This is a genomic window from Streptomyces sp. NPDC007346, from assembly GCF_040703535.1.
Lineage (GTDB): Bacteria > Actinomycetota > Actinomycetes > Streptomycetales > Streptomycetaceae > Streptomyces.
The window spans coordinates 64,819-88,932 of the sequence record NZ_JBEYKR010000006.1 but is presented as its reverse complement, the minus strand read 5'-3'; the positions used below and the strand labels follow the sequence as shown (position 1 = coordinate 88,932).

The following is a 24,114-nucleotide window of genomic DNA, read 5'->3' as shown; positions in this document are numbered from 1 at the left end:
ATGCGCGGATGTAGCGATGTAGGGATGCGCGGATGGGCGAGGGCCGCTCCGGGCTTACGGGCGCGGTCAGGCCTCCTCCGTCCAGCCTCGCAGCGCCGTGTCCGCCAGGACGCAGGAGACCGCCCGCCGCACCGCCGGGGCGTCCGTCGACCCGGCCAGCTCGACCCGCAGCACCACCCGGTCCTGGTCCACCTCCGAGTGGCAGCACCAGTGGCCGGGGAGGAGCCCCAGGAGCCGTACGACGGTGGTCCAGCCGGTCGGGGCGGCCCGGTCGCGGCGTACGAGGACGACGGCGGCGACCCCGGGCCGCCCGGACGGACCGGGCGTCATGACCCCGCCTCCCCGCCGGCGCCCGGCCCGGTGTCCCCGTGAGCCCCCGGTCCGGCGCTCCCCCCGGTGCCTGGCCTCCCGCTCCCCCCGGCCCCCGGTCCCGCGTCCAGCACCCGCCGGGCCGCCGCCGCCAGCGCCGTGATGCCGGCCGGCAGGGCGGTACGGACGTCGGGGGCGAAGCCGGGCGCGTGGTTCGGCGGTACGGGCCCTCCCCCGGCCCGCGCCGCACGCCACTCCCGCGGGCCCGTGGTGCCGAGCAGCCAGTACGCCGTCGGCACCCCGCCCGCCGCGAAGTGCGGGAAGTCCTCGGTCGCCGTCGCGGGGGCGGCGTCCAGCACCCGGCCCGCGCCGAGCGACGCCTCATGGGCGCGGCGGACCGCCGCCGTCAGCGCCGGATCGGGGAGCAGGGCGGGCGAGCGGGCCGTCACCGTGAGGTCCGGGTCGCGCGGGGCGCCCGAGGCGGCGGCCTGGGCCCGTACGACACGTTCGGCGGCGGCCAGCAGCCGGTCGAGCGCCGGGTCGGTGAACGCCCGTGCGGTGAGGGAGAGTTCGGCGGTGTCCGGGGTGATGTTGCCGCGCTCGCCGGCCCGCAGCGAGCCGACGGTGAGCACGGCCTGTTCGGCGGGGGCGGTCTGGCTCGCGACCACCGATTGCAGGCCGAGCACGGTGGCGGCGGCCATCAGGACCGGGTCGACGGTGAGGTGCGGGGTGGCCGCGTGGCCGCCCCGGCCGTACAGGGTGACGTCGGCGGCGATGCTCCCCGCCATCAGGGGCGCCCCGCCCGGTGCGTGGGCGACGGTCCCGGCGGGGAGCGGGGCGGCGTGCTGGGCGAGGACCGCGTCCGGGGTGCCGAACCGTTCGTACAGGCGGCCGTCCTCCAGCATCGACCGGGCCCCGCTCAGCGTCTCCTCGGCGGGCTGGCCCACCACGAGGACCGTGCCGCGCCAGCTGTCCGGGTCCTCGGCGAGGAGGGCCACCGCCCCGGTGACCGCCGCGATGTGCAGGTCGTGGCCGCAGGCGTGCATGACCCCGGGGACGGTGCTCGCGTACGGCAGGCCGGTGGCCTCGGTGACGGGCAGCGCGTCGAGTTCGGTGCGCAGGAGCACGGTGGGACCGGGGCCGTTGCGCAGGACGCCGACGAGCCCGTGGCCGCCGCCGACCGCCCGGGTGACCGCGAGGCCGTGTCCGGTCAGCCGGGCGGCGAGGGCGTCGGCGGTGCGGTGCTCGTGGCCGGAGAGCTCGGGGTGGGCGTGCAGGTCGAGGTAGAGCGCGAGGGCGGCCCGGAGCAGCGGTCGCGGCAGGGGCACGCTTCCCGCCGCCTCCCCACCGGCCGCCCGTGCACCGTGCGCGCCCACGCCGCGCTCCGTACCGTCCGTCCCCACGCCGCGCTCCGTACCGCCCGCCCCCACGCCGCGCTCCGTACCGCCCGCCCCCGCACCGCGCTCCGTACCGCCCGTCCCCGCACGCCCCACACCGCTCGTCCCCGATCCGCGCTCCGTACCCTCCGCGCCCGAGCGCCTCGCGTCGTCCGCGCCCGCACACCCCGCACCGCCCGCCCCCGCGCCGCGTCCCACACCGTCCGCCCCCTTCGGCGTTCTCGCCGCTGTGACCACTTCGCACCTCATCTCTGCTCAACGAGCCTGTGCCGTACGGCTGTCAGGGCCCCTGCCGTCGCGCTGTCACCGGGTGCCAGCGAAGTGACAGCGAAAGCGCGGCCGATCTGACAGCGGGGTCCCCTCCAATGGATTCAGCGCCGGGGACACCGGGCCGGATCCGCCGGCCGGTCCCCACGAGACCAGGGAGAACACCATGGCCCCCAAGACCGAGCTCGCCACCCTCGCCGACGAGATCCTGGAGCTGGAGTCGGAGACCTTCGAGATCTCGGACTACTCCGACGCGGTGGAGGTCGTCCTCGCCGGTTCCACGTCCTGCTCCTCGACCTCCACCTGCTCCAGCACCACCAGCACCACCTCCTGCAGCGCCTGACGCCGCTCTCCACCCGCTCGCACGCCAGCCCCCTCCGTCGGTCGGAGGGGGCTGACGTGCGTGGTGCGCGGGGCCGGTCACGGGAACGGGTGCGGGACGGCCTTGATCTCCTCCTCCGGCAGGTCGTCCGCCCGCCGCCCCGCCGCCCGCAGCGCGGTGCTCAGCCGGGGCATGCGCAGCGCCCGCTGCCTGCTCCAGCCGAAGTCCAGCGGCAGCAGGCCCGGGACGGTGGTGGAGACGGTGTGCAGGCCCATCCGGCGCTGCTCGGGGGTCGTCTGGTCGACGGCGATGACGTCGTACCCGGCGGCCGTCAACTGGTCCCGCAGACACCGCAGATCGTCCAGCAGGTCTCCCGTACGGGGGCGCTGCGGCTGCCAGTTCGCGAACGCCTCCTCCAGCGGGAGGACGGCGACCGGGTCCAGGTACTCGGCCGCGTGCCGGGCCATCGACGGCAGACCGTACAGCTGGGCGTGGTCCTTGAGGTGCAGGACCTTGGTGAAGTCCCGTTCCATGGCTTCCAGTTCGGTGCGGCGCTCGGCCACCTGGTAGGGCAGGTGCGGGATGTAGGTGAGGACCTCCGACAGGGCCGCCTCCACCGTGTCCGCCGGGTCGAACCCGGCCGCCGCGCTGAAGGAGAGCGTGCCGTGGCCGCCGTCGCGCCGGACCGCGAGGGCGGTGACGACGGGGACGGCCAGGTCCATGCGGGTGTCGAAGGCGTGCACGTCGTAGCCGTGCAGGGCCGCCCGGTCGAGCATCGAGCGGACGGCAGACGTCCCGCAGGTGGTCAGGTCGATGGCGGTGAGGCGGGCGCGGCCGTACCAGGCGAGCAGGAAGGCGTCCCGCTCGACCAGTTCGAGGAGCCCGAAGAGGATGGCCTCCTCCGGACTCCCGCCGGTGGCGCACCCGTTGGAGCACTCGAAGACGAAGTTGTCGGCGTCGACCCCGGCGCTGTAGTGGGCGAGCCGGGCCGGGACGAGGATCGGGGCGTCCTCGCGCAGCGAGTGGCCCCAGACCCAGGGGATGGCCCGGTCCGGGTCGAAGGGGCTGACCAGGGGGTCACCGGCGTACGTCTCGGGGGCGTAGAAGCCGCAGTCGGCGGGGTTCAGGGCCGGGCCCCGCGCGGAGAGGTTGCGGTAGCTGTCGACGACCGGGGAGGTGCCGCGCCGGCGGTGGGTGCCCGCGTACCGCTCCAGGCCCTCCAGGTAGGCCAGGGTGCGGCTGGTGGCGTACCGGTTGGCCTGGCCGCTCCAGGTGACGTCGTTGAGGCCGGCGTAGCCGCGTACGAAGTGGGTGCCGGCGACGGGGGCGGTGGTGGTGGAGGCGGGGTTGATCCAGGTGTCCGAACCGAGCGCCCCGCACACGGGGTTGGCGAGGGCGGCGGTCGGCAGGGGGTAGGAGTCGAGGGTACGGAGGCGGTAGCCGTCGGGGTCCGGTTTGGGGGCGGGGCCCAGCTCCATCCGGGCGGCTTCCGCCGTGTCGGGCACCTCCTGGACGCAGGCGGGGCAGAGGGGTTCGGGGAGCAAGGGGAAGGTGGCCGTGGCGAGGGTGGCCAGGTCGACCCGGGTGACCTGGGGGAGCGCGCGGTCGGCGGGGGTGGCGTCGGGGACCGCGGACGCGGCCGCCGGGTGGGCGGGGTCCGGGCCGGTGGCCCGCGCCGGGCCCGGGAGGACGGCCCGGTACGTGGCCCAGACGGCGTCCACCACGTAGTCGGTGAGCACCGGCCAGTGCACGGCCCCCTGCGGCTCGTGGCCCAGCTCCAGCGCCTCCCGCTCGGAGCGGCTGCGCAGCCGCTGCCACCGCATCGCGAGGCACTGGCCGCAGGCGGCGCCTCCCGGCCCGCCGCCCCAGGGGCCGATCAGGACGGCCCGGGAGGTGAGCTGGACGTTGGCGGCGGGGCGGGTGTCGGCGTACGGGTCCCGGTGGCCGAAGCCGAGAGTGTCGGCGGCCCCGAGCGGGACCACGTAGGGGGCGGGCAGGCCGTCGGGCATCCCCGAGTGGCGTGCCGACAGCGCGGTCTGGAGCTGAGCGCGCGCCACGTCCAGCGGGGTCGAAGCGGTGGCCGTCGTCATGACTTGTCGCTCCAGCGGAAGGTCCTCAGCGCCACCGCGCCGAGGACGAGGGCGAATCCGGCGAGCACCGCGCAGGCGACGCCGATGTCCTGGAGGGAGCCGCCGCCGGTCAGCGCGCCGGAGACCCCGTCGTTGAGGTAGCGCAGCGGCAGGACGCGGGAGAGGCTCTGCATCCAGCCGGGCATGGCGTCCAGCGGGAAGAACGAACCGGAGAGGAACGCCATGGGGATCATCAGGCAGTTGGCGACGGCCGCGACCGCCTCCGGGGTCCTGGCGTAGCTGCCGACGATGACGCCCAGCGCGAGGAACGCGGTGATGCCGAGCACCAGCACGGGGATCGCGAGCGGCCAGCGGCCGTCCAACTGGAGCCCGAACGAGGGCAGCAGGGCCACGGCGACGAAGAGGACCGCCTGTACGGCTCCGATGCCGAGCGCCAGTACGTAGCGGGAGGCCAGGACGGTGGAGACGGGGGTGGGCGTCATCCGGATCAGCCGGAGGATGTCGTCGCGCCGCCACTGCATGAGGACGAACCCGACGCCGAACACGGCGGCGTTGCCGACGCCCCAGGACAGGACACCGGGGGCGATGTAGTTGATGTAGGGCTTGCCGCTCTCCTCGACCGTCTGGCCGTGGAAGATCAGCCCGAAGACCACCAGGAAGATCAGCGGGAAGGCGAAGGTGAAGAAGAGGGTGGTGCGGTCGCGGGTGTAGGCCCGGTATCCGGCCTGGCTCAGCGCGGCGTAGGCGCTCATGGGGGTGTCTCCGTATCGGTGGTTCACGAGGGGCGTGGCGGTGGCGGGGCGGCGGGGGAGGGGCGGGCTTGGGCCGGGCTACGGCTGGGGGGCTCCGGTGCCTGTACCCGCGCCCGTTCCTGCGCCCGTTCCTGCTCCAGTACCTGCGCTCGTGCCGGTGCCGGTGCCGGTGTCTGTGCCTGTACCTGTGCCGGTCAGCGCCAGGTAGACGTCCTCCAGGCTCACCGTCCTGGTCTGTACGCCCTGGAGCCCCGCGATCTCGTCGACGGCGGCCAGCACCTGGCCCGAGGCGAGGGTCTCCAGCACGATCGAGCCGCCCTCCTCGGTGACCCGGTCCACGCCCGGGATCGCGCGGGCCCGGTCGGCGGTGAGGCGGTCGGCGGGGACCAGCAGCCGGGTGGTGGGGCTGGAGGCGGCGATGAGCCGGCCGGGGCTGTCGAGCGCGGCGACCTTGCCCTCGACCATGATCGCGACCCGGTCGCAGAGCGCCTCGGCCTCGTCCAGGTGGTGCGTGGTGTAGACGATGGTGCGGCCCGCGCCCTTGAGGTCCCGGAGCACCTGCCACAGGGAGCGGCGGGCCTGCGGGTCGAGGGCGGCGGTCGGCTCGTCCAGGAAGATCAGCTCGGGGTCGTGGACGAGGGCGGAGGCGATGGCGAGCCGCTGCCGCTGACCGCCGGAGAGGTCGTCCACGCGGGTGCCGCCCTGCTCGGTGAGGCCGACGGAGGCGAGGGCGCGTTCGGCGGCGGCCGCGTCGCACCGGTAGAGGGCGGCCATGGTGGCCAGGTGCTCGCGGGCGGTCAGCCGGACGAAGAACGCCGAGCTCTGGGTCTGCACGCCGAGCCGGGGCAGCAGGGCGGTGTTGCGCGGCCAGGGGCTCTCCCCCAGGACCGCCACCGTTCCGGAGTCGGCGCGGCGCTGCCCCTCCATGATCTCGACGAGCGTGGTCTTGCCCGCCCCGTTGGGCCCGAGCAGCCCGAAGAACTCCCCGCGTTCGACGGTGAGCGAGACCCCGTCGACGGCCCGGGTGGCGCCGTACGTCTTGTGGACGTCGGCCAGGGCGACGGCGGGCCCGGCGGACGGTCCGGCAGGGGGGTCGTGCGGGGTGCGGGGGGCGGTGGACGTCATGGAACTCTCCTTGGGATGGAACATCAGGCCGTCAGCAGATGATGGGCGCCCGCGACGGCCGCCGCGACCACAGCGGCGAGAACAAGCACCGTGCCCAACACGTAGGCGGAGTAGGCGATACGGGCGCGGCGCGGGTAGGCGGCCGCCTCCGGGGAGCGGCGCAGCGCGAGCCGCAGGTAGCCGCCGGCGGAGGCGGCGAGGCCGGTGGCCCCGGCGAGCTGGCTCGCGATCTTGTATCCGTCGAGCGGCGGCAGCGGCACGAGCATCGCGAACGCCTGGACGCTGCCGAGGAGCAGCAGGGCGGCGAGCGCCTGGTGCGTGGCGTCGTCGAGCGGGGCGAAGAGCCACAGGGCGCAGAAGGGGAGCAGGAAGAGGAGGTTCATCACCGCGCCCGCCACCGCCGTGGCGATGCGGTGCCGACGGCTGCCCAGGTGGAGGTAGTTGTCGACCGTGCAGTACATGATGACGGCGGGCAGCCGCCACCGCAGCCCGATCTCCGCGACCTGCCCTCCGTAGTGCCGGGCCACCACCCCGTGGGCCAGTTCGTGCAGGGCGGTGCTCAGCCAGAGCAGGATCGCCGTGCCGGTGAGCAGGACGGGGTTGGTGAACAATTCCCGTACGGCGATAAGCAGTTCGCCGGACCGGGCGACGACGACCACCTCCATGGCCACCACCAGCGCCAGCAGCGGCACCATCGCCCAGGGTGCGAGCAGGAAGCCGAAGACCCGGTGGAGGCGGGCGGTGGAGGCGTCCGCGTCGGCCACCAGGGGGAGCGTGCCGCGCAGGAGGGTGCGGGGCTCGGGCGGGGTGACAGGCGGTGCCTGCACCGGCGTCCCGGCCAGCAGCCCCTTCGTCCCGAGCATGGTGAGGATCTGCTGCCAGTGGGCGTCCCCCAGCCGCCGCCCGTACTCCCCCGCGTACTCCTCACCGATCTCCGCGAGGCTCCGCTGACCGTCCATCCGGGCGATGAGGAAGTGCTCCTTGGCCCCGACCTTGAAGGAGTTGCCGCTCTCGGTGTCCTTGATCAGATGGACGGTGGCGGCTCCGTCGAGCAGCGGGTCGCTGAGCAGGACGCGGGGCCGCAGTTCGGGCCGGTAGGCGGCGAGCCCGGCGGAAGCCCCGGAAGCGCTCATGCGGACTCCCTGGTGGATTCCGTGGCGGACCCCTTCGCGGTTTCCGGGGCGGACCCCTCGCCGGTCTCCTCGGCGGACTCCTCCCCGGACCCCTCGCCGGACTCCTTGAGGACACGGCCCAGAACATGGCTGAGATACGCCTCGTCCCGGATGGTCACGTGCAGCCGGTTGTTGGTCATGTGCATGTACGGGGAGAGCAGCAGCGGAAGCGCCACGGCGGGGTCGGTGACCTGCTCGTCGCGCTCGCCGTCCCAGGACCGGAAGACGAGGTCCCCGTCGACGGCCAGCTTCCGTGCCCGGTCGCGGAGTTCGGCGCAGTGCTCGGCCCAGCCGGCCAGGGAGCCGGGGAGCGAGCGCGCGTTACCCGGCGGGGCCGTGGCGGACCGGATGCGGGTGAACCGGTCGCGCAGGCCGTCCGCCGTGCGGGCGTAGTTGCGGTCGTACTCGTCGGTGCCGATGAAGCCGGTCCCGGGGAAGGCCCGGTGCCAGAACTCGTAGTAGCTGTCCAGGTACTGGGTCAGCTCCGCCCGATCCGGCAGGAACGTCGACGACATCACCATCATCAGCTGGGCCGAGGTCCCCAGGAGGACCGTGCGCAGGTGGAGGTTCTTGGTGGCGAGCGCGTCGATGACCAGGTCGCTGGAGTGCCGGAAGTGCCACTCGGCCAGCTCGATCCCGGCCGGGCCGCCGTACTTCCCGAACTCCGGCTCGTACGCCTCCCGGTGGCGGGAGTTGTTGGGCCGCAGGTTCATCCGGCCCTGGTCGTCCATGTAGTGGCCGCGCTCGCTGCCGGGGAACTCGATCTCGAAGAGGGTGTTGTAGAAGTCGTTGAGGAACCCGGAGTCGACCTCGTACAGCGCGGGCCGCTCCGCGAGGAACGTGTCCACGGCCTGCTCGGTGCGGCGGGCCACCTCGGGTGCGGCGTCGGGCGTGGACGGCCTGAGGCGCAGGCGTACGTGGGGTCCCTCCAGCCAGTAGTTGATGAAGAAGTACCCGGCGAGCAGCCCGTCCGCCTCCAGCTCCGCGACCAGCGGGCGGACGCAGTGCAGGAGGAAGGGGCGGGGGTTGGCGGCGTAGAAGACGTGGGTGGCCTGCCAGGCGCCGGTGCCGTTCGCCGTTGCGGTCGTGGTGACGGGTGGGGTCATGCGGTCCTCCTGCGGACGGGTACGGCCGTCTCCACGGCCAGTTCGGCGACATGGCGGCCGTGGCCGGAGACGGTGTGCAGGGCGTCCTCGTCCGGCAGCGCCTCCCGGAAGACCACACGGGCCTCCGGGGTCTTGATCAGGGCCTCGAAGGCCGACAGGGAGAGGGGGCTGTCGAAGTCCAGGTACTGCGGCTTGGCCCCGGTCGCGCCCCGGGCCCCGGAGTCCGACACGGTCGCGAAGACCCGGTCGGGCAGCCCGTGCGCGCGCCGGAAGGCGTGCCAGTCCAGGAACCAGCCGTCCTCCGTGGCCCCGGCCCCGTGCAGCGGGAGCGCGGCGGCCGGGGCGCTCCAGCTGCGCCGGCTCAGCACGAGCGAGCCGTGCCGCACCCGGGGCCTCGTGGTGACCCCGCCCGCGTCCGGGGCGCCCTCGGGGACCCCGCCCCACACGTTGAGCGGGGCCATCGAGGTCGGGGAGAGGAGGAGCAGGGTGCGGGGCAGCTCGGGGAGCGCGAGGGGGACGAGGTAGCCGAGGTAGACGGGGATCACCTCGCGGTCCAGGCGGGCCGAGCGCAGGACGAGCCGGTCGGCCTCGGGGTCGTGGAGGAGGTGGAGGTCGTCCAGGGAGATCCTGAACTCCTGCTCCAACGTGCCGCGTTCACCCGGGCAGACGATCTCGTACGGGGTCAGCCGGCCGTGCAGGTTGAGGTTGCTGGTGACGGGTCCGCCGGTGACCTCGGCCAGGACCGCCCCCTCGGGCACGATCGTCTCCGCGCCCGCGAAGAGGTGCTCGTCGAGCCCGTCGAAGAGCTGGGTGAACCGGCTGAAGGGGAACGAGACCCCGCCGTAGGACCGGTTGAGGACGACGAGCGGGTCGCCGGGGCGGTCGGCGATCTGGAGGTGGTGGCTCATCGGTGCGAAGCCGGGTGCCAGGCCGTCGAGTTCACCGGCGACCTCGGCCAGGAACGCGTCGTCGACCCGCACCTCGGCCGCCTCCGGCCCCGCCGCCTCCCACAGCGCGGCCATCCGGGCGGTGAAGGTGCGCCGGGCGGTGTCCAGGGCGCGGAGGCGCTCCAGGCCCAGCCAGTTCACCTCCGGTACGTAGGTGCCGTCGGCGTCGTAGGCGGTGCGGGTGGCGGTGAACGTCATGTACTGGTCGAAGAAGTCCTCGTGGAAGTCGTGGACCAGCTTCAGGAGGTCGTCGCACCGGCCCCCGCGCCCGTACCGCGCGAGGAAGAAGCCCTCGAAGGTGATGCGCTGGGGGAGGGTGAGGTCGAACGCGGGCAGCACCCGCTCGACGGCCGCCAGCGGCCCGGCCGCCAGCTCCTGCCAGGCGTCCGGGTCCAGCGCGACGCCCCGGCCGGTCCCGTCCGGTTCCGGCCCCCGCACGGCGCCGGAGGCCAAACCCGCACCCCCGCTCGCCGCGCCCGTCCCCGTACCCCCGATCGCCTTGCCCGGCTCCGCACCCTCGCTCTCCCAGCCCGGCTCCGCACCCCCGCTCCGCCTGCCCGGCCCCACTCCCCCGCCCGCCGCCGCGTCCTCGTACAGCAGCGTCTGCGGGACCTTCGCCCGCTCCGCCCCCAGCTCCTCCTCCTGGACCGCCCGCAGCCCCGCCCGCAACGCGTCCAGCAGCACGCGCCGCTCGTCCGGCGAGGCGTCCGCGAACCGCTCGACGCACCGGGCGGGCTCCTCCAGCCGGTCCGCGAGCCGGTCGGCCCAGGGGCGCTCCAGGCCGCGCAGCGCCCCCTGGAACGCGCGCAGCGGGTCGGTGTCGTGGACCTCGGTCCGCAGGCACGGCACCTGGACCATGCCGACATCCAGCAGCGCCCCGAGGTACTGCTCGCACTCCTCGCGCGCGGCCCCCTGGTCCCGGGTCAGCCACTCCACCAGGTCCCCGTAGCGCAGCACGGTCCCGCTCCGCTCCTCGAAGAGGCCGAGGAGCCGGTCCAGGGTGCCGCTGCGGCGCAGGAAGAACAGCCGGTCCTTCACCGCGTCGAACGTGACGGCGGTGTCGTCGTCGCCCGCCGTGACCCACCGCCGCACGTACCGCACCCGGTCGTCGTCGCGGCCCCACCCGGAGGCGGGGGCGACCGGCAGGTCGGCGCGGCGGGCCGGGTCGGCGATCACGGCGTCGGCGAGGCGGCCCAGCGCGACGACGTTGAGCCGGGCCTGCGCCCGCCACTCCTCCGCCACGCGCAGCCGCAGCCCCTCGGAGCCGGTGAGCGAGCCCAGCGCCACCCCGGTGAAGGTGGAGAACGGGCTCGTCTTGCACGCCGTCCGGTACACGTACGACAGCAGCGAGCGTTCGATCTTGCGCTGCTTCTTTCCGGGCCGGGCGCCCGTCGGCGGGGTCTGCTTCCGGTACGCGTCGAGCTGGGCGTCCAGGGCCGGTGAGGCGAGCAGGAGGGCCCGGCGCAGCCGTTCGTGACCGGCGAGTCCGCGCAGGGCCTCGCGGCTGCGGCCGGTCTCGGCGGCGAGGAGGCCGGCCCCCGCGCCGCGCCGCTCGTCCAGCGCCCGGCGGCCGGTCAGCCAGTCGGCGACGGTGGAGGCGGCGGCCGGGTCCAGGGCGCGGACGCGTTCGAGGAGGCGGTCGGCCGCGTCGGCGGCGGGCAGCCGGTTGTTGAAGACGTCCCGGCGCAGCTTCAGCAGGGCCCGGCGCATCGGTTCGTCGTCGCTGCCCCCGACCAGGTCGTGGAGCTGGTCGGCGGCCTTCTCCGCGACCAGCGCCAACTGGGCGGACTCATCCAGGACTTCGTCGGCCCATCGGCGGCTCTGCGGGCAGCGCAGGCCCCGCACGCTCTCGGCCGGAAGCCCGGCGACCCGGACCATGAACGCGGGCCGTATCACCGGCGAGTTGACTCGTTCACTCATCGTCGGCTCCCCCGCTCAGGCGATCTCGTAGCGGAAGTCGGCCGACGCGGGCCGTTCATTGCCGATCATCATGATCAGCAGCGGTGCCTCGCCCGTCCCTTCGAGACCCAGCTCCTCGATGTAGGAGATGTTGTCGAAGCCGAGCGCCACTCCGCAGCCCAGGTCCACGGCGGAGGCGGCGGTGTAGACGGACTGGGCGACGGCCCCGATGGTGGCGTTGACCAGGCGGTATCCCCGGTCGCCGACCGCGTCCAGGACGGCGGTGGTCCGGACGGTCGGCACCAGGACGGCCCCGGCCTGCTCCAGGTTGTAGTTGGCCAGGAAGTAGTTCTTCTGAAGGAACTCCCCCGGCCGCCCCTCCTTCACCCGCCACAGGCTCCGCCGCTCGGGGTCGTACGCGTAGGAGCCCGGCTCCAGCCCCTCCACATGGCTGACGAACGCGTACAGCTTGGCGAGTCGCACCTCACCGGTGTCCCCGCCGAGCCGTGATCCGGCGTCCGCCGCGGCCAGGCAGGCCGCCAACTGCTCTCGTGTCACCGGCTGCTGGGCCTCGAAGCGGCCGAAGCTGGAGCGGCGGTCGCGCAGCGCGGTGCGTACGTCGGTCTCCAGCGGCCGGGCGGGCGGCAGCTCGACCTCCGTGCCCGCCGGGTCGACGGGGTGCGCGGCGGCCGGGGCCAGCGCGCCGGGGGCCGGGCGGGCGGTGGCGTCGGCGGAGGTGGCCGCCTGCATGCGCAGCAGCGCGTCGAAGGTGAGGACCGTACGCGAACGCTCGACGTCCTTGCGGCGTACGGCGGCGGGGGCCTGCACGCGGGCGGTCCCCTCCGCCGAACGGCCGTCGTATCCCGCCCACTTCAGCGGGACGACCGCGAAGATCCCCTCCTCCTCCGGGTCCACGCCGAGGAGGGCCGCCAGCCGCTCCTCGTCGAACCAGAGCGCCGGCTCGACCGCCAGGCCCCGGGCCGCGGCCCACATCCGCCAGGTCTGCACGCAGGCGCCGAGGTCCATGGAGACGGCGTGGAAGGAGAAGCTGTTGTACTTGAAGGAGTTCTGCCAGAACTTGATGGAGAGCACCAGGTACTGGTCGGTCGCCGGGCCCGGCGCACCCTCCCCGAGCGCGGCGCGCACCTCGCCGGACACATCGCCGGTGAGCAGCCGCTGCATGGCGTGGTGGCGGGTGGAGTAGTAGTGCACGCCCGGCGGTACGGGGCCGCTCGGCCCGGAGACCCAGTGGACGCCGACGGGGTAGAGCCCGCCTCCGGAGGCCGAGCCGCGCGACCAGTTGGCCAGTGGGTAGTAGGGCAGGGCGCTCAGGTCGGTGTTGGCCTGCACGCCCAGGCGGCGGCCGGTCAGACCGTAGGAGTCCCGGAGCATGCCGGAGAGGGTGGCGAGGTCGAACTCGCCGTCTTCCGGCCCCCCTTCGGTACACAGTCCCCGGTCGAGCGTGGCGTCGGCGGGGTAGGGGGCGTCGGGCAGCGGGAAGCTGTCGGCGCCCGGGTAGAACTTGGCCTTGCGGGGGCCGTCCTGCCAGTTCGGTACGTAGTCTGCGGGGTCCATCGGGACCCGGCCGCGATGCATGATCGCGGCGGCGTATTCATGGGCGTATCCCATGGCGAGCTCCTTGGTCACGGCAGAGGAGGGAGCGGAGGCGGGAGCGGAGAAGGCCGGAGCGGCGGCGGGGAGAGGAAGCCGGAGCCGGCGCGGGGGCGCGGTCATGGGAACGGGTGGGGGGCCGGGTTGAGATCGGCGTCGGTCAGGTCCGCCGTACGCAGCCCCGCCTCGCGCAGCGCGGTGCGCAGCCGGGGCATGTGCAGGGCGCGCTGCCTGCTCCAGCCGAAGTCGATCGGCAGCAGACCGGGCACGAGGACGCTCACCGTGGTCAGCCCCAGGGCCCGCTGCTCGGGCATGGTCTGGTCGACCACGACCACGTCGAACCCGGCGCCCGTGACGGCGTCCACGCACCGCTCGAGGTCCTCGCGCAGGTCGTCGGAGACGGGAAGGACCCCCCGGCCGCCTCCGCCCCGGAGCCCGGCCCGGCTCCCGCCGTCGCCCCCGCCCCCGTCCCCGTCCCCGTCCCCGTACAACTCATCGAAGGAACGGGCCGGTTGACGTACGGCCCCCGGCGCGCCGAGCAGGAACTCCGCGTGGTCGCCCATCTCCGGGATGCCGTACGCCAGCGGGTGGTCGTGGAGCGCCGCCACCTTGTCGAAGTCGTACGCCATGGCCCGCAGCCGCTCCTCGTCGCGCTCGGTGCGGCCCTGGAGGTTGACGGCGTCGGTGGCGATCTCGCAGAGCGCCCCGGCCAGCGCCGCCTCCGGGTCGAGTCCGGCGCCCGCGCCGAAGCACATCCGGCCCGGCCCGCCGTCGGGGCGGACGGCGACCCCGGTGACGACGGGGATCGGGAAGGAGATCCGGGTGTCGAAGAACCGGGCCTCGTAGCCGTACATCTCCAGCCGATCCACCATCTGCCGGGTGGCCGGGCGGCGGCTGGTGCGCGGGTCGATCTCCGGGAGCGCGGCCCGCCCGTACCAGGAGAGCAGGAACGCGTCCCGCTCCACCACCTCCATCAGCCCGAAGTAGACGGCTTCCTCCAACGCCCCGCCGGACGCACAGCCGTTGGAGCTCTCCTGCACGAACCGGTTCTCCAGGCCCGGCGCGTGGTAGTACGTGAGCACCTCGGGCACGAGAACCGTCCGCCGGTCCCGCAGCGACCAGCCGCGCACCCAGGGGATCACCCGGTCCGAAGTGAACGGCAGCACACGAGGGTTGGCGCGGTGGAAGGCGTCCGAGTAGAGCCCGACGACCCGGGGGTCCACCGCTGCCCGGCCCTCCGCCCGCAGCCCGTCCAGGCTCGCGTGCACCTGGGCGCGCTTGGCCCGCGAGCGCATGCCCGCGTACCGCTCGAGCCCTTCCAGCACCCCGATCCGCACGCTCTCGGCGAAGGTGTCGGCGTGCCCGCCCCAGAACGTCTCGCGCAGGTACGGGCCCGAGCGCATCGAGAAGCAGCCGATGGTGGCGGAGGTGGAGGTGGAGGAGACGTCCTGGACGACGGAGGGGCCCAGCGAGCCGCAGACGGGGTTGGCGTACGGCTCGACGGGGAGTTCGTACGTTCCGATGTCCCGGACCCGGAAGCTGCCCGGCCGCAGCTTGGGCGCGGGCCTCAGCGTGATCGTGGCGGCCTCGTCGGTGTCGGGCTCGGGGGTGGAGCAGACCGGGCACTCGGGGTCCGGGACGAGCGGGTAGTGGCGTACCGCCAGGGTCTGGAGGTCGACCAGATGGACGGCGGGGAAGGCCCCGGCCGCCGGTCCGCCGCCGTCCAGCCGGGCGGCGACGACCCCGGCGAGGGCCTCGGCGGCGAAGGGCGTGACGTACGGGGACGGGCCCGCCGCCCGGGTCCCCGAACCGAGCTCCAGCGCCTCGCGCAGGGCGACCGAGCGCACGGCCTGCCAGCGGCGCTCCAGGCAGCGGGTACACGGGAGGTGGCCGGTGGAACCGTCCGCCGCCGGGAAGGGGCCGACGACGGCGTGCCGGCCGTAGTAGCGCACCGGGACGGCGGAGGCCGGTGGCGGCTCCTCGGTCCTGAACGCGTCGTGCACGCCGAGGGGTCGGACGTCCAGGGGTACGGCTTGCGCCCCCGCTCCGCCGTGCCGGGTGAGCCCTGCCGTCACCAGCTCCGCGAGCAGCCGGGTGGACTCCTCCAGGACGGGCAGTTCGCGCTGCGGGGTCTCAACGGGCATCGGGGCCGCCCTCGCCGTCCACCGTCAGCAGCACCCGGGCCGTGGCGATGGAGCCCGACGGCAGATCGGCCGGGGTCGTCCCCACGTACAGGGCGTCCCGTCCGGCGGACCGCAGCCGGTCCAGCACCGCGTCGAACGTGGTCGCCGGGGCGTCCACCGCCACGGACTCCCCGCCCACCGCGACGGCCGCCGGGGCCAGGTCCCCCAGCAGCGGGTCGCCGAGGTCGACCGGCGCGTCCGGGTCCTCGGCGGCGAGCTGCACCTGGCCGAGCAGGTCGCGCAGGGCGCAGGCGGTCGCCGTACGCCGGGAGAGCCCGGCCCCGACCGCCCAACGCCCTTGTGCGGAAGGGCCGTCGGCCTCGCGGGCCAGGACCGCGTGGGCCGAGGTGCGCTCGGCCTCGCCCAGGTCGAGCAACTCCACGGCGATGTCCAGGTTGGCGGCGGACTTCAGCAGGAACACCAGCTCCGGGTCGCTCCCGTCGGCCGCGACCGGGCTCACCCGGGTGGTACCCCGCACCGCCCGCACCAGCGCGTCGTGCGCCAGCGCCGACAGCAGCCCGAGCCCCGCCGCCTCCGCCGCGCTGCCGCCCGCCCCGGAACCGGCCCGGCTCGCGAGGTGCGCCCGGTCGCGGTTGTGGGGGCCGAAGGGGCGCAGGGCCGCAGCCGGGACCCGTACGGTCTCCTTGCTGATCAGCGAGGTCGCGGTGGCCCAGGCGGTGGGTTCGGCTCCGGTGCCGCCGTGGGTGGTCAGGGCGGTGGGCCGGAGCGTGCGTACCGCCTCGGGGCCGTCCTGCCCGCCGTCCGCGAGCGGCACCACGTGTTCGACGTACGCCTCCGCCGCCGCGTACAGGGCCCGCATCCGCGCCCCCGCCAGGTGGTGCACGTCGAACGCGGCGATCCGCCGGCGCACCCCGCCCCCGAGCGCCACCTCCACCCGGCTGAGCTTCAGCGGGGTCTGGGTCAGCTCCTCGTCGTCGTACCGGCGGAAGATCCCGGTGTACGGGCGCACCAGCGCCGTACTGACCCGGTTCAACTCCTCGACCAGCGCCTCGGCGTCCCGGGCGGTCTCCACGGTCGGGGTGACCGGCAGCGCGAGGATGTCCGGCAGCGCGGCGGGCTCCGGCCCCCGGTCGGCCTCCAGGGCGGCGCAGCGGGCGCAGCGGGGGTGGGGCTGGACCGGTTCGGCCATCACGTCGAGCGACTCCAGGTCCTGGACGAGGACCTGGCCGTCCGTCTCGGCGGGCAGGGCGCCGGTGGTGAGGCGGAAGATCTCGTAGCCGACGAGGTTGCCGACCATCGCCGCGACCGGCCCGGCCAGGGCGTCGCCGGAGACCGGTACGGCACCGGCCGCCTCGCTCCACAGCTCGGCCGCGGTGCCCGGGTCGACGTTGCCGCCCAGGCGCAGCAGCGCGCAGGACCAGCAGCCGGTGGAGGCGGCGGTGGCGAGCGGGCCGACGATCAGCCGGCGGCCGAAGAGCCAGGCGGGGATGAGCGTCACCCCCTCGGGGACCCCGGCGGCCAGCAGCCGGTGGGTGCGCGCCCCGGCCCCGGACCCGGTGACCACGACGACGTCGTACCCCTCCAGCTCCGCCCAGTCGGCGTCCGTCCCGGCGCCGACCGTCCGGGCCTGGGACTCGACCGTCCCGGTCCGGGTCCCGACCGTCTCGACCCGGGCGCCGGCCCCGGCGGCCTCGGCGGTGACGTCGTCGTGGGCGGTGGTGGTCCCGATCCGGGCGCAGCCGTTGCGCAGCAGGCTCAGCGCGCACCAGCGGGCGGTCTCGTCGTCGCCGAGGACGGCGACGCGGGTGGTGCGGTAGCGGGCGAAGCGGGCGGGGGCGTTGTCGGTGTAGTGGTCGACGTAGGCGATCTGGGCGGCGAAGCGCTCGGCGATCTCGGGGCTCAGCCCGTCCCCGCCGGCCTCGGTGGGCCCGGTGGCCTCGGTCTGCGGGATGTCGCGGGCGATGCCCCGCGCGTACAGCGTCTTGACCAGCTCGGCGGCCATCGCCCGCTGGGCCGGCCCGAACCCGGCGCACAGCTCGTCCAGCCGGTGCTGTCCCGTCAGGTGGGGGACGACGAGGGAGGCGAAGCGGTAGGCGGTGCGGCCGGTGAGGTGGAAGCCGCCGTCGGCGTTGTGGAAGAGCACCCCGCCTGGGGTCTCGGTGAACAGGACGTCCCGGCGGATGCGCGGCCGGGTCCCGGCGAGCGCGTCGAAGGCCCCGGTGGCGGCGGGCGCGGCGGGGGCGGGGGCGGAGGGTGCGGCGCTCTCGGCCATGGGGATCACACCTTCTCTGTGCGGCGGTTGCGGATCCGGACGGTTCTTCGCAGATGGGCGCGGAGCAGGTCATGGATGCGGTACGGGCCGGGCGGCCCGTCCTCCAGGAGTCCGGCGTCGGCGAGCTGTTCCAGTACGTCTTCGGGGACGGGCGGGTGGGCGGGGTTCTTCGTGGCCCCGCCGCCTTCCGGGGCTCCCGTGGTCCCGGGCCCGCCCAGCAGCTCCGGTGGGCCGGTGCCGATGCGGAGGAGGGCCTCGGAGAGGCGGGGGTCGAGGCGGCCGAGCGCGCGGTCGAAGAGACCGCTCACCGAGTGGTCCGGGGAGTCGGTCAGGGTGAGCCGGGCCAGCGGGTCGTCGCCGAGCCAGTCGACGGCGTCGCCGAGCCGCAGCCCGGGGCGGGTCAGCAGCCGGGTGGTGAGGATGCGCAGGGCGGCCGGGAAGTGGCCGCAGAGCGCGGTGAGTCGGTGGGCGGCACGGGGGTCGGCCTCCACCCGCTCCGTGCCGAGGGCGGCGAGCAGCAGCGCGTACGACTCCGCCTCCGTGAAGGCGGTGAGCCGGTGCACCCAGCCGCCGTGGGTGGCGATGAGGCCGCCGAGCCCCATCCGGCTGGTGACGACGACGGCGAGGTCCGGGCCTTCGGCGGGCCCCTCCGCGGGCCCTCCGGCGGGCGCCCGGAGTGGCCCTCCGGCGCGTACCCCCGGTGTGAGCAGCGGGCGGACCTGGTCGGCGTCGACCACGTCGTCCAGGACGAGCAGGGCGCGTTCGCCCGCCCGCCCGGGGCCCAGCGCGGCGGCCACTTCGGCGGCGACCTCGTCGGCCGTACGGGGGTGGCCGTCCGCCCGGGTCATCCGGACGAGCAGCCGGCCGGCGGGGAAGCTGTCCCGTACGAGGTGGGCGACGTGGTGGGCGAGGGCGGACTTGCCGATGCCGGGGGCGCCGGAGACCAGGACGGTGAGGGGCCGTTGGCCGTCGGCGCCCGGGGGCGGCGGTGCGGTGAGGCGGGCGGCCATGGCGGCGGCCTCCGCCTCGCGGCCGGTGAAGTGGGGGACGGCGGGGACGGGGCCGACTCCGGGGGCGGCGGCCGGAAGGGGGACGGTCTCGCCCTGGATGACCCGCGAGGAGGGCCCCGGACCCTGGGTTGGGCCTGGGCCCGGACCCTGGGTTGGGCCTGGGCCGGGATGTAGGGCGGGGCCCGAGCTGGGGCCCAGGGCGGGCGCGACGGCCCCAGGGGACCCGGCAGACGCAGCAGACGCAGCAGACCCGGCAGTCCCGGCAGTCCCGGCAGTCCCGGCAGACCCGATGGTCCCGGCAGGCGCGCCGGTCTCGACAGCCCCTGCCCTCCCGCCGGCCGCACCGATCACACCGGCCCCGCTGCCCCCGCCGGGCCCGAGGTCCTCGCCGCGCAGGATGGACAGCTCCAGCTGCCGTAAGGACGGTGAGGGGTCCACGCCCAGCTCGTCCAGCAGGAAACCCTTGACCCTGCGGTACTCGGCGAGGGCCTGGGACTGGCGACCGGTGCGGTAGAGCGCCTCGATGAGTTGTTCGTGGAACCGTTCGTGCCCGGGGTATACGCGCGTAGCGGTCCACAGGTCGACCAGCGCCTCGCCGCAGCGCCCGAGCCCCAGCAGCAGATCGCAGACCCGCTCGACGGCACGGAGCCGCTCCTCCGAGAGCCGGGGCACCTCGTCCCGGTGCAGGACGTCGGAGCGTACGTTGGCGAGCAGCGAGCCCTGCCAGAGCGAGAGGGCGTCCTTGAGGGTGTAGAGCTCCGCCTCCGGGTCCCGGCCGAGGGCCGTGGCCCGGCGCACCTGGTCACGGAAGCCGAGGAGGTCCAGGGTGGAGGGTCCTGCGGTGATCCGGTAGCCGCCGGGGACCGCCTCGATGGACGTGCCGGTGACCCCGTGCTTGGTGAAGAGCCGGCGCAGCCGCAGCACACAGGTCTGGAGGGCGGCCTTGGCGGTGGCGGGCTGGTCCTCGCCCCACACCGCGCGCTGCAAGTACCCGGCGGAGACGGTGGAGTTGGCGTGCAGGAGGAGCGCGGCGAGCAGGATGACGGGCTTGGAGGGCTGGAGCACCACGACGTCCGGGCCGTCCGCGAGGGCCAGCGGACCCAGAAGCTGAAACCGCATCACGAGGGACCGGCCCTAGTCCCAGCCGTTGACCAGCTTGCACACCCGGACGGGCACGGATTCCGGTGGCAGTTGGCCGATGGCCCCCGCCAACTCCGTACAGACAAGCCGGGTGACGTACTCGGGGGCACCGGTCGCCGAGGCGTGTGTCGCGGGGGCCGGGGCGGTCCGGGGGGCGGCGGCCGCTGCGGGGCCGGCCAGGAGGGTGACGGCGGCGAGGGCCGTGCCGGTGGCGAGGGCGGCGGCGGTGCGGGGCGAGCGGCGCGGCTTCGAGTGGGGCGAAGTCCTGTACACGTTGTCCCCTTTCGTCGGTGGCGTCCATGCCGGGGAGTCCCGGTAGGGACGACGATGCCAGCGCGGGACAGGGACGAAGAGGTGCGGTCGTGTCAGCTTGCTGCACACGGCGGTGACCGACCGTGCAACAACCTGACAGCGCCCGCCGTGACCGGCGGGCGCTGTCGGGGAACGGCTGATGAGCGGATGCGGCCCCGGGGCGTTTGGAGGAACGCCCCGGGACCTGCGGGCCACCCTACGGTGAACATCGGCTGTTCACCGGTGTGCAGGGCCCTTCGGTCACCCGCCCTTCCTGGTCACTCGTCCTTCCTGGTCACTCGTCTGTCCTGATCACCCGTCCGTCCGTCCTGATCACCCGTCCGTCGCGATGGCGTTGAGGACGTTCATCCGGCCCGCCCGGAAGGCCGGGACGAGTGCGGCGAAGAGTCCGACCAGCGCCGAGCAGGCGAAGACCGTGAGGATCGTCGGCCACGGGATCTCCAGGACCTCCAGGCCTTCCAGGGCCAGCAGCTTCTGCGCCGCCGTGCCCCAGCCCATCCCCAGGCCCAGTCCGAGCAGGGCGCCGAAGAGGGCGATGACCACGGACTCCAGCCGGATCATGCGGCGGAGCTGGCGGCGGGAGAGGCCGATGGCCCGCATCAGGCCGATCTCCCGGGTCCGCTCGACCACGGAGAGGGCGAGGGTGTTCACCACACCGAGCACCGCGACGATGATCGCCAGGGCGAGCAGGCCGTAGACGATGTTCAGCAGCTGGCCGATCTGGTTCTTCAGATCTTCCTTGAAGTCGGCCTGGTTCTGCACCTTGTAGACCGGGTACTCGGCGAGCGCGCTCTTGAGGGCCGCGTACGCCTCCTTCTCCTTGCCCTCCTCGGCCTTGCCGAACATCGCCACGTTCTGCGGCATGTTGTCGGCGGCGATGTGGGAGGTCGCCGTGGTGATGTTGGTGTACATCGCGCCGCGGTCGATGTTGGTGTCGTCGGAGGTGATGGCGGCGACCTTCAGCTTCGCGTTCTCCCCCGTCTTGAACGCGATGGTGAGGGTGTCCCCGACCTTGACCCCGTGCTTCTCGGCGTAGTCCTCACCGACGGACATGGCGTTCTTGCCGTACGCCTTCGCCAGGTCGCCGGCGACGGCGGTGCGGCGGACGTCCTGCTGGTACGTCGGGTCGGTGGCGGTGATGCCCTCGTCGACCGTCCTGCCGTCGGGGGCGGTGACCTTCGCCTTGATGTACGTGTAGTCGGTCAGGTGCTCCAGGCCGGGCACGGCGCGCAGGGCCTCGGCGGCCTGGGGCACGATCGGCCGGCCCGTACCGGTGTCCTGGACGATGAAGTCCGCGCCGACCGACTTGTCGAGCTCCTCGGTGGCCGAGGCCACCATGGAGGACCCGACGACGGAGAGGCAGGCCACCAGGGCGAGGCCGATCATCAGGGCCGCGCCGGTCGCTCCCGTACGCCGGGGGTTGCGCAGCGCGTTGCGCTCGGCCAGTCGGCCGACCGGGCCGAAGAGCCGCAGGATGACGACGCTGAGGGCCCGCACGACGACACCGGCCAGCAGCGGGCCGATCACGATGAAGCCGATCAGGGTCAGCAGCACGCCGACGGCGAGGTATCCGGAGCCCTCGGTGGCCTTGTCGGCCTGCGCCGTCGCCCACAGGGCGGCGCCGCCGGCCCCGGTGAGGACCAGGCCGATCCCGGCCCTGACCCAGCCGGACTTGGCGTCGGCAGGGGTCCCGGCGTCGCGGAGCGCGGCCATCGGGGAGATCTTGCCGGCCCGGCGGGCCGGTATGTACGCGGCGAGGACGGTGACGACGACACCGAGCGCGAGGCCGATGGCGGGGGTCGTCCAGGCGACGGTGAGGTCCCTGGTGGACAGCTCCATGCCCACGGCGCCCATCAGCTTCATCAGCCCGACGGCGAGTCCGATGCCGGCGGCGACGCCGAGAACGGAGCCGACGATGCCGAGGAGGACCGCCTCCAGCAGCACGGACCGGTTGACCTGCTTGCGGCTGGAGCCGATAGCCCGCATCAGACCGATCTCGCGGGTCCGCTGGGCGACCAGCATCGAGAAGGTGTTGACGATGAGGAAGATGCCGACGAGGAAGGCGATCCCGGCGAAGCCGAGCATCGCGTACTTCATGACGTCCAGGAAGGCGCCCATCGAGTCCTTGTTGGCCTCGGTGGCCTCCTGCTGGGTCTGTAGCTTGTAGGCGGTGGAACCGTCCAGGACGGCGGCCACGTTCTTCTTGAGCTGGGTGTGGCTGACGCCGCTCTCGGCGGTCACCGCGACCTGGTTGAAGACATCGGGGGCGCCCAGCAGGCTCTTCTGCGCGGTGGCGGTGTCGAGGTAGATGACGGCCGCGCCCGGGTTGGTGACGGTGAAGGAGGCGATGCCGCTGATCTTCGCCTTGATGTCACCGGTGGCGGCGATGGTGCGCAGCTCGTCACCGATCTCCAGCTTGTGCTTCTTCGCGGTGTCGGCGTCGATCATCACCTCGGTGGGGCCCCGGGGGGCGTGACCGGAGGTGATCTCCATCGAACGCAGGTCGTTGTCGGTCCAGTTGCCCGCGATGGTGGGGGCTCCGGTATCGGAGCCCATGTTCTTGTTCTCGCTGTCGACGACGGTGACCGCCATGGAGAAGACGACCCCCTCCGCCTTCTTCACGCCCTCGGCCTTCTCGACCTGCGGGACGAGGGAGGCGGGCAGGGAGACGGGCTTGCCGTTGGCGGGGTGCTCGTCGTTCTCCTGGGCGTCCTTCAGGCTGACCGTGACATCGGGCGAGCTCACGGCGAAGAGCTTGTCGAAGGTGGTGTTCATCGTGTCGGTGAAGACGAGCGTGCCGCAGACGAACGCCACGGACAGCAGCACCGCCACCGCGGAGAGGGCCATCCGGCCCTTGTGCGCAAAGAAGTTGCGCATCGAGGTCTTCCAGACAGTCATGACGTCCGCCCACGTGCGTCGAAGTGCTTCATGCGGTCGAGAACCTGGTCCGCGGTCGGGTTGTACATCTCGTCGACGATGGAGCCGTCGGCGAGGTAGAGCACCCGGTCCGCGTAGGAGGCGGCGACGGGGTCGTGGGTGACCATGACGATGGTCTGGCCCAGATCGTCGACCGACTTGCGCAGGAAGGAGAGGACCTCGGCCCCCGCCCGGGAGTCCAGGTTCCCCGTGGGCTCGTCACCGAAAATGATCTCCGGCTGGGCGGCGAGCGCCCTGGCGACCGCCACGCGCTGCTGCTGACCGCCGGAGAGCTGGGTGGGGCGGTGCTTGAGACGCTCGGCGAGCCCGACGGTCTCCACGACCTGACGCAGCCAGTCGGCGTCGGGCTTGCGGCCCGCGATGTCCATCGGCAGCGTGATGTTCTCGAGCGCGTTGAGCGTCGGGAGCAGGTTGAACGCCTGGAAGATGAAGCCGATCCGGTCGCGCCGGAGCTGGGTGAGCTTCTTGTCCTTCAGCTGGGTGATCTCGGTCTCGTCGAGGAAGATCTCGCCCGAGGTCACCGTGTCGAGACCGGCCAGGCAGTGCATCAGCGTCGACTTGCCGGAGCCGGACGGGCCCATGATCGCCGTGAACTGCCCGCGGGCGATGTCCACGTCGACATGGTCGAGCGCGACGACCCGGGTCTCCCCGCTGCCGTAAGCCTTGACGACCTGCCGCGCTCGCGCCGCGACGGCCGTACGCCCTCCAGTGCCCCCGTGCCTGGGAATGGTTACAGCCGTTGTCACGGTATGTCTCCTATATCGATCGATGACTGGACGTCGTCGATTACGGTCCAAGTCTGGGTTCAGCAAGCGGTCCGGCGCGATGGTGCCCAGCGCAGTCTTGAGGTGGGGTTTTCCCCACCCTCCCCCCTGCTGCGGGCCGCAAGCGCGACGTAAGAACAGGTTAAGGAAACCCCCTCGCCCTCCACGTCCTCCGCCGGGAGGAAGGGGCCCTGGCCACTATGAGGGGGTGCCCCCTAGGGGGAGTCGGCCTCCCGGAGGAGGCGGTGTCAGGGTCCCCGCCGACAACCGGGAACCAGGAGCTGGGAACAGCCACGCCGACGCCGCCCCGACCGTCATCCGCTACGCCCCCGGCCGCCCCGCCTCCGTGCTCCTGGCCAACGACATGCGCCACCTCCCCGCCGACCTGCGCCGGACCGGCCTCCCGCCCGAGCTCCACCTCCGAGCCGGTCGCCTCCGCGGACAGCACCTCGCCCGAACTCCCCCACACCGCCGCCCGGGATGAGACAGTGCCCCGGGAGATACGTGCATAGGGAAGGAAAACCGGTGAGCGGCACGG

The 24,114-nt window shown here is 73.9% G+C and carries 16 protein-coding genes and 1 pseudogene; 2 read left to right on the top strand and 15 right to left on the bottom strand.

Annotated features, from left to right (window positions below; genetic code table 11):
* Positions 1 to 66: 66 nt before the first annotated feature.
* Entirely contained in the window at positions 67 to 330 is a 264-nt protein-coding gene (locus tag AB0917_RS03715) for a hypothetical protein (RefSeq protein ID WP_366817814.1), read from the bottom strand.
* Complete coding sequence (locus AB0917_RS03710) at positions 327 to 1,955, bottom strand: amidohydrolase (RefSeq protein ID WP_366817813.1); 1,629 nt, start codon at positions 1,953 to 1,955, stop codon at positions 327 to 329. Before AB0917_RS03710 ends, AB0917_RS03715 begins: the two co-directional genes overlap by 4 nt.
* A 184-nt stretch (positions 1,956 to 2,139) precedes the next feature.
* Here AB0917_RS03710 and AB0917_RS03705 point away from each other — a divergent pair, with 184 nt between their 5' ends.
* Positions 2,140 to 2,316: a thiazolylpeptide-type bacteriocin gene (locus AB0917_RS03705; RefSeq protein WP_366817812.1), complete on the top strand. Its 177-nt coding sequence runs from the start codon at positions 2,140 to 2,142 to the stop codon at positions 2,314 to 2,316.
* A gap of 77 nt (positions 2,317 to 2,393) precedes the next feature.
* On the opposite strand, the gene AB0917_RS03700 is transcribed toward AB0917_RS03705, so the two are convergent.
* From AB0917_RS03700 to AB0917_RS03640, 13 genes are all read right to left on the bottom strand, one after another.
* Positions 2,394 to 4,385, bottom strand: a complete 1,992-nt coding sequence (locus tag AB0917_RS03700) for a TOMM precursor leader peptide-binding protein (RefSeq protein WP_366817811.1) — start codon at positions 4,383 to 4,385, stop codon at positions 2,394 to 2,396.
* The gene (locus tag AB0917_RS03695) at positions 4,382 to 5,137 is read right to left on the bottom strand and encodes an ABC transporter permease (RefSeq protein WP_366817810.1); all 756 of its coding nucleotides are present in this window, start codon (positions 5,135 to 5,137) and stop codon (positions 4,382 to 4,384) included. Before AB0917_RS03695 ends, AB0917_RS03700 begins: the two co-directional genes overlap by 4 nt.
* A gap of 78 nt (positions 5,138 to 5,215) precedes the next feature.
* The gene (locus AB0917_RS03690) at positions 5,216 to 6,262 is read right to left on the bottom strand and encodes an ABC transporter ATP-binding protein (RefSeq protein ID WP_366817809.1); all 1,047 of its coding nucleotides are present in this window, start codon (positions 6,260 to 6,262) and stop codon (positions 5,216 to 5,218) included.
* 23 nt (positions 6,263 to 6,285) lie between these two features.
* Positions 6,286 to 7,395, bottom strand: a complete 1,110-nt coding sequence (locus AB0917_RS03685) for a M50 family metallopeptidase (protein WP_366817808.1) — start codon at positions 7,393 to 7,395, stop codon at positions 6,286 to 6,288.
* Entirely contained in the window at positions 7,392 to 8,540 is a 1,149-nt protein-coding gene (locus tag AB0917_RS03680; protein ID WP_366817807.1) for a lantibiotic dehydratase C-terminal domain-containing protein, read from the bottom strand. The genes AB0917_RS03685 and AB0917_RS03680 overlap by 4 nt, the downstream gene beginning before the upstream one ends.
* Positions 8,537 to 11,407 (bottom strand): lantibiotic dehydratase, encoded by a 2,871-nt coding sequence (locus AB0917_RS03675; RefSeq protein ID WP_366817806.1) that lies wholly within the window; start codon positions 11,405 to 11,407, stop codon positions 8,537 to 8,539. The genes AB0917_RS03680 and AB0917_RS03675 overlap by 4 nt, the downstream gene beginning before the upstream one ends.
* Positions 11,408 to 11,422: 15 nt before the next feature.
* Positions 11,423 to 13,015, bottom strand: a complete 1,593-nt coding sequence (locus AB0917_RS03670; RefSeq protein WP_366817805.1) for a nitroreductase family protein — start codon at positions 13,013 to 13,015, stop codon at positions 11,423 to 11,425.
* A gap of 101 nt (positions 13,016 to 13,116) precedes the next feature.
* The gene (locus tag AB0917_RS03665; RefSeq protein WP_366817804.1) at positions 13,117 to 15,141 is read right to left on the bottom strand and encodes a TOMM precursor leader peptide-binding protein; all 2,025 of its coding nucleotides are present in this window, start codon (positions 15,139 to 15,141) and stop codon (positions 13,117 to 13,119) included.
* Positions 15,131 to 17,413 (bottom strand): TOMM precursor leader peptide-binding protein, encoded by a 2,283-nt coding sequence (locus AB0917_RS03660; RefSeq protein WP_366817803.1) that lies wholly within the window; start codon positions 17,411 to 17,413, stop codon positions 15,131 to 15,133. The genes AB0917_RS03665 and AB0917_RS03660 overlap by 11 nt, the downstream gene beginning before the upstream one ends.
* Positions 17,414 to 17,418: 5 nt before the next feature.
* A complete protein-coding gene (locus tag AB0917_RS03655; RefSeq protein WP_366817802.1) occupies positions 17,419 to 19,542 on the bottom strand; it encodes an AfsR/SARP family transcriptional regulator in 2,124 nt (707 codons plus the stop codon).
* A 15-nt stretch (positions 19,543 to 19,557) separates the two neighbouring features.
* Positions 19,558 to 19,836, bottom strand: coding sequence for a hypothetical protein (locus AB0917_RS03650; RefSeq protein WP_366817801.1), 279 nt, complete (start codon positions 19,834 to 19,836; stop codon positions 19,558 to 19,560).
* Between the two features lie 351 nt (positions 19,837 to 20,187).
* Positions 20,188 to 22,773, bottom strand: coding sequence for an FtsX-like permease family protein (locus AB0917_RS03645; RefSeq protein ID WP_366817800.1), 2,586 nt, complete (start codon positions 22,771 to 22,773; stop codon positions 20,188 to 20,190).
* A complete protein-coding gene (locus AB0917_RS03640) occupies positions 22,770 to 23,558 on the bottom strand; it encodes an ABC transporter ATP-binding protein (RefSeq protein ID WP_366817799.1) in 789 nt (262 codons plus the stop codon). Before AB0917_RS03640 ends, AB0917_RS03645 begins: the two co-directional genes overlap by 4 nt.
* Before the next feature lie 301 nt (positions 23,559 to 23,859).
* On the opposite strand from AB0917_RS03640, the pseudogene AB0917_RS03635 reads away from it, so the two are divergent.
* Positions 23,860 to 24,060: pseudogene (locus tag AB0917_RS03635) on the top strand (hypothetical protein); the annotation flags it as partial.
* Between the last annotated feature and the right edge of the window lie 54 nt (positions 24,061 to 24,114).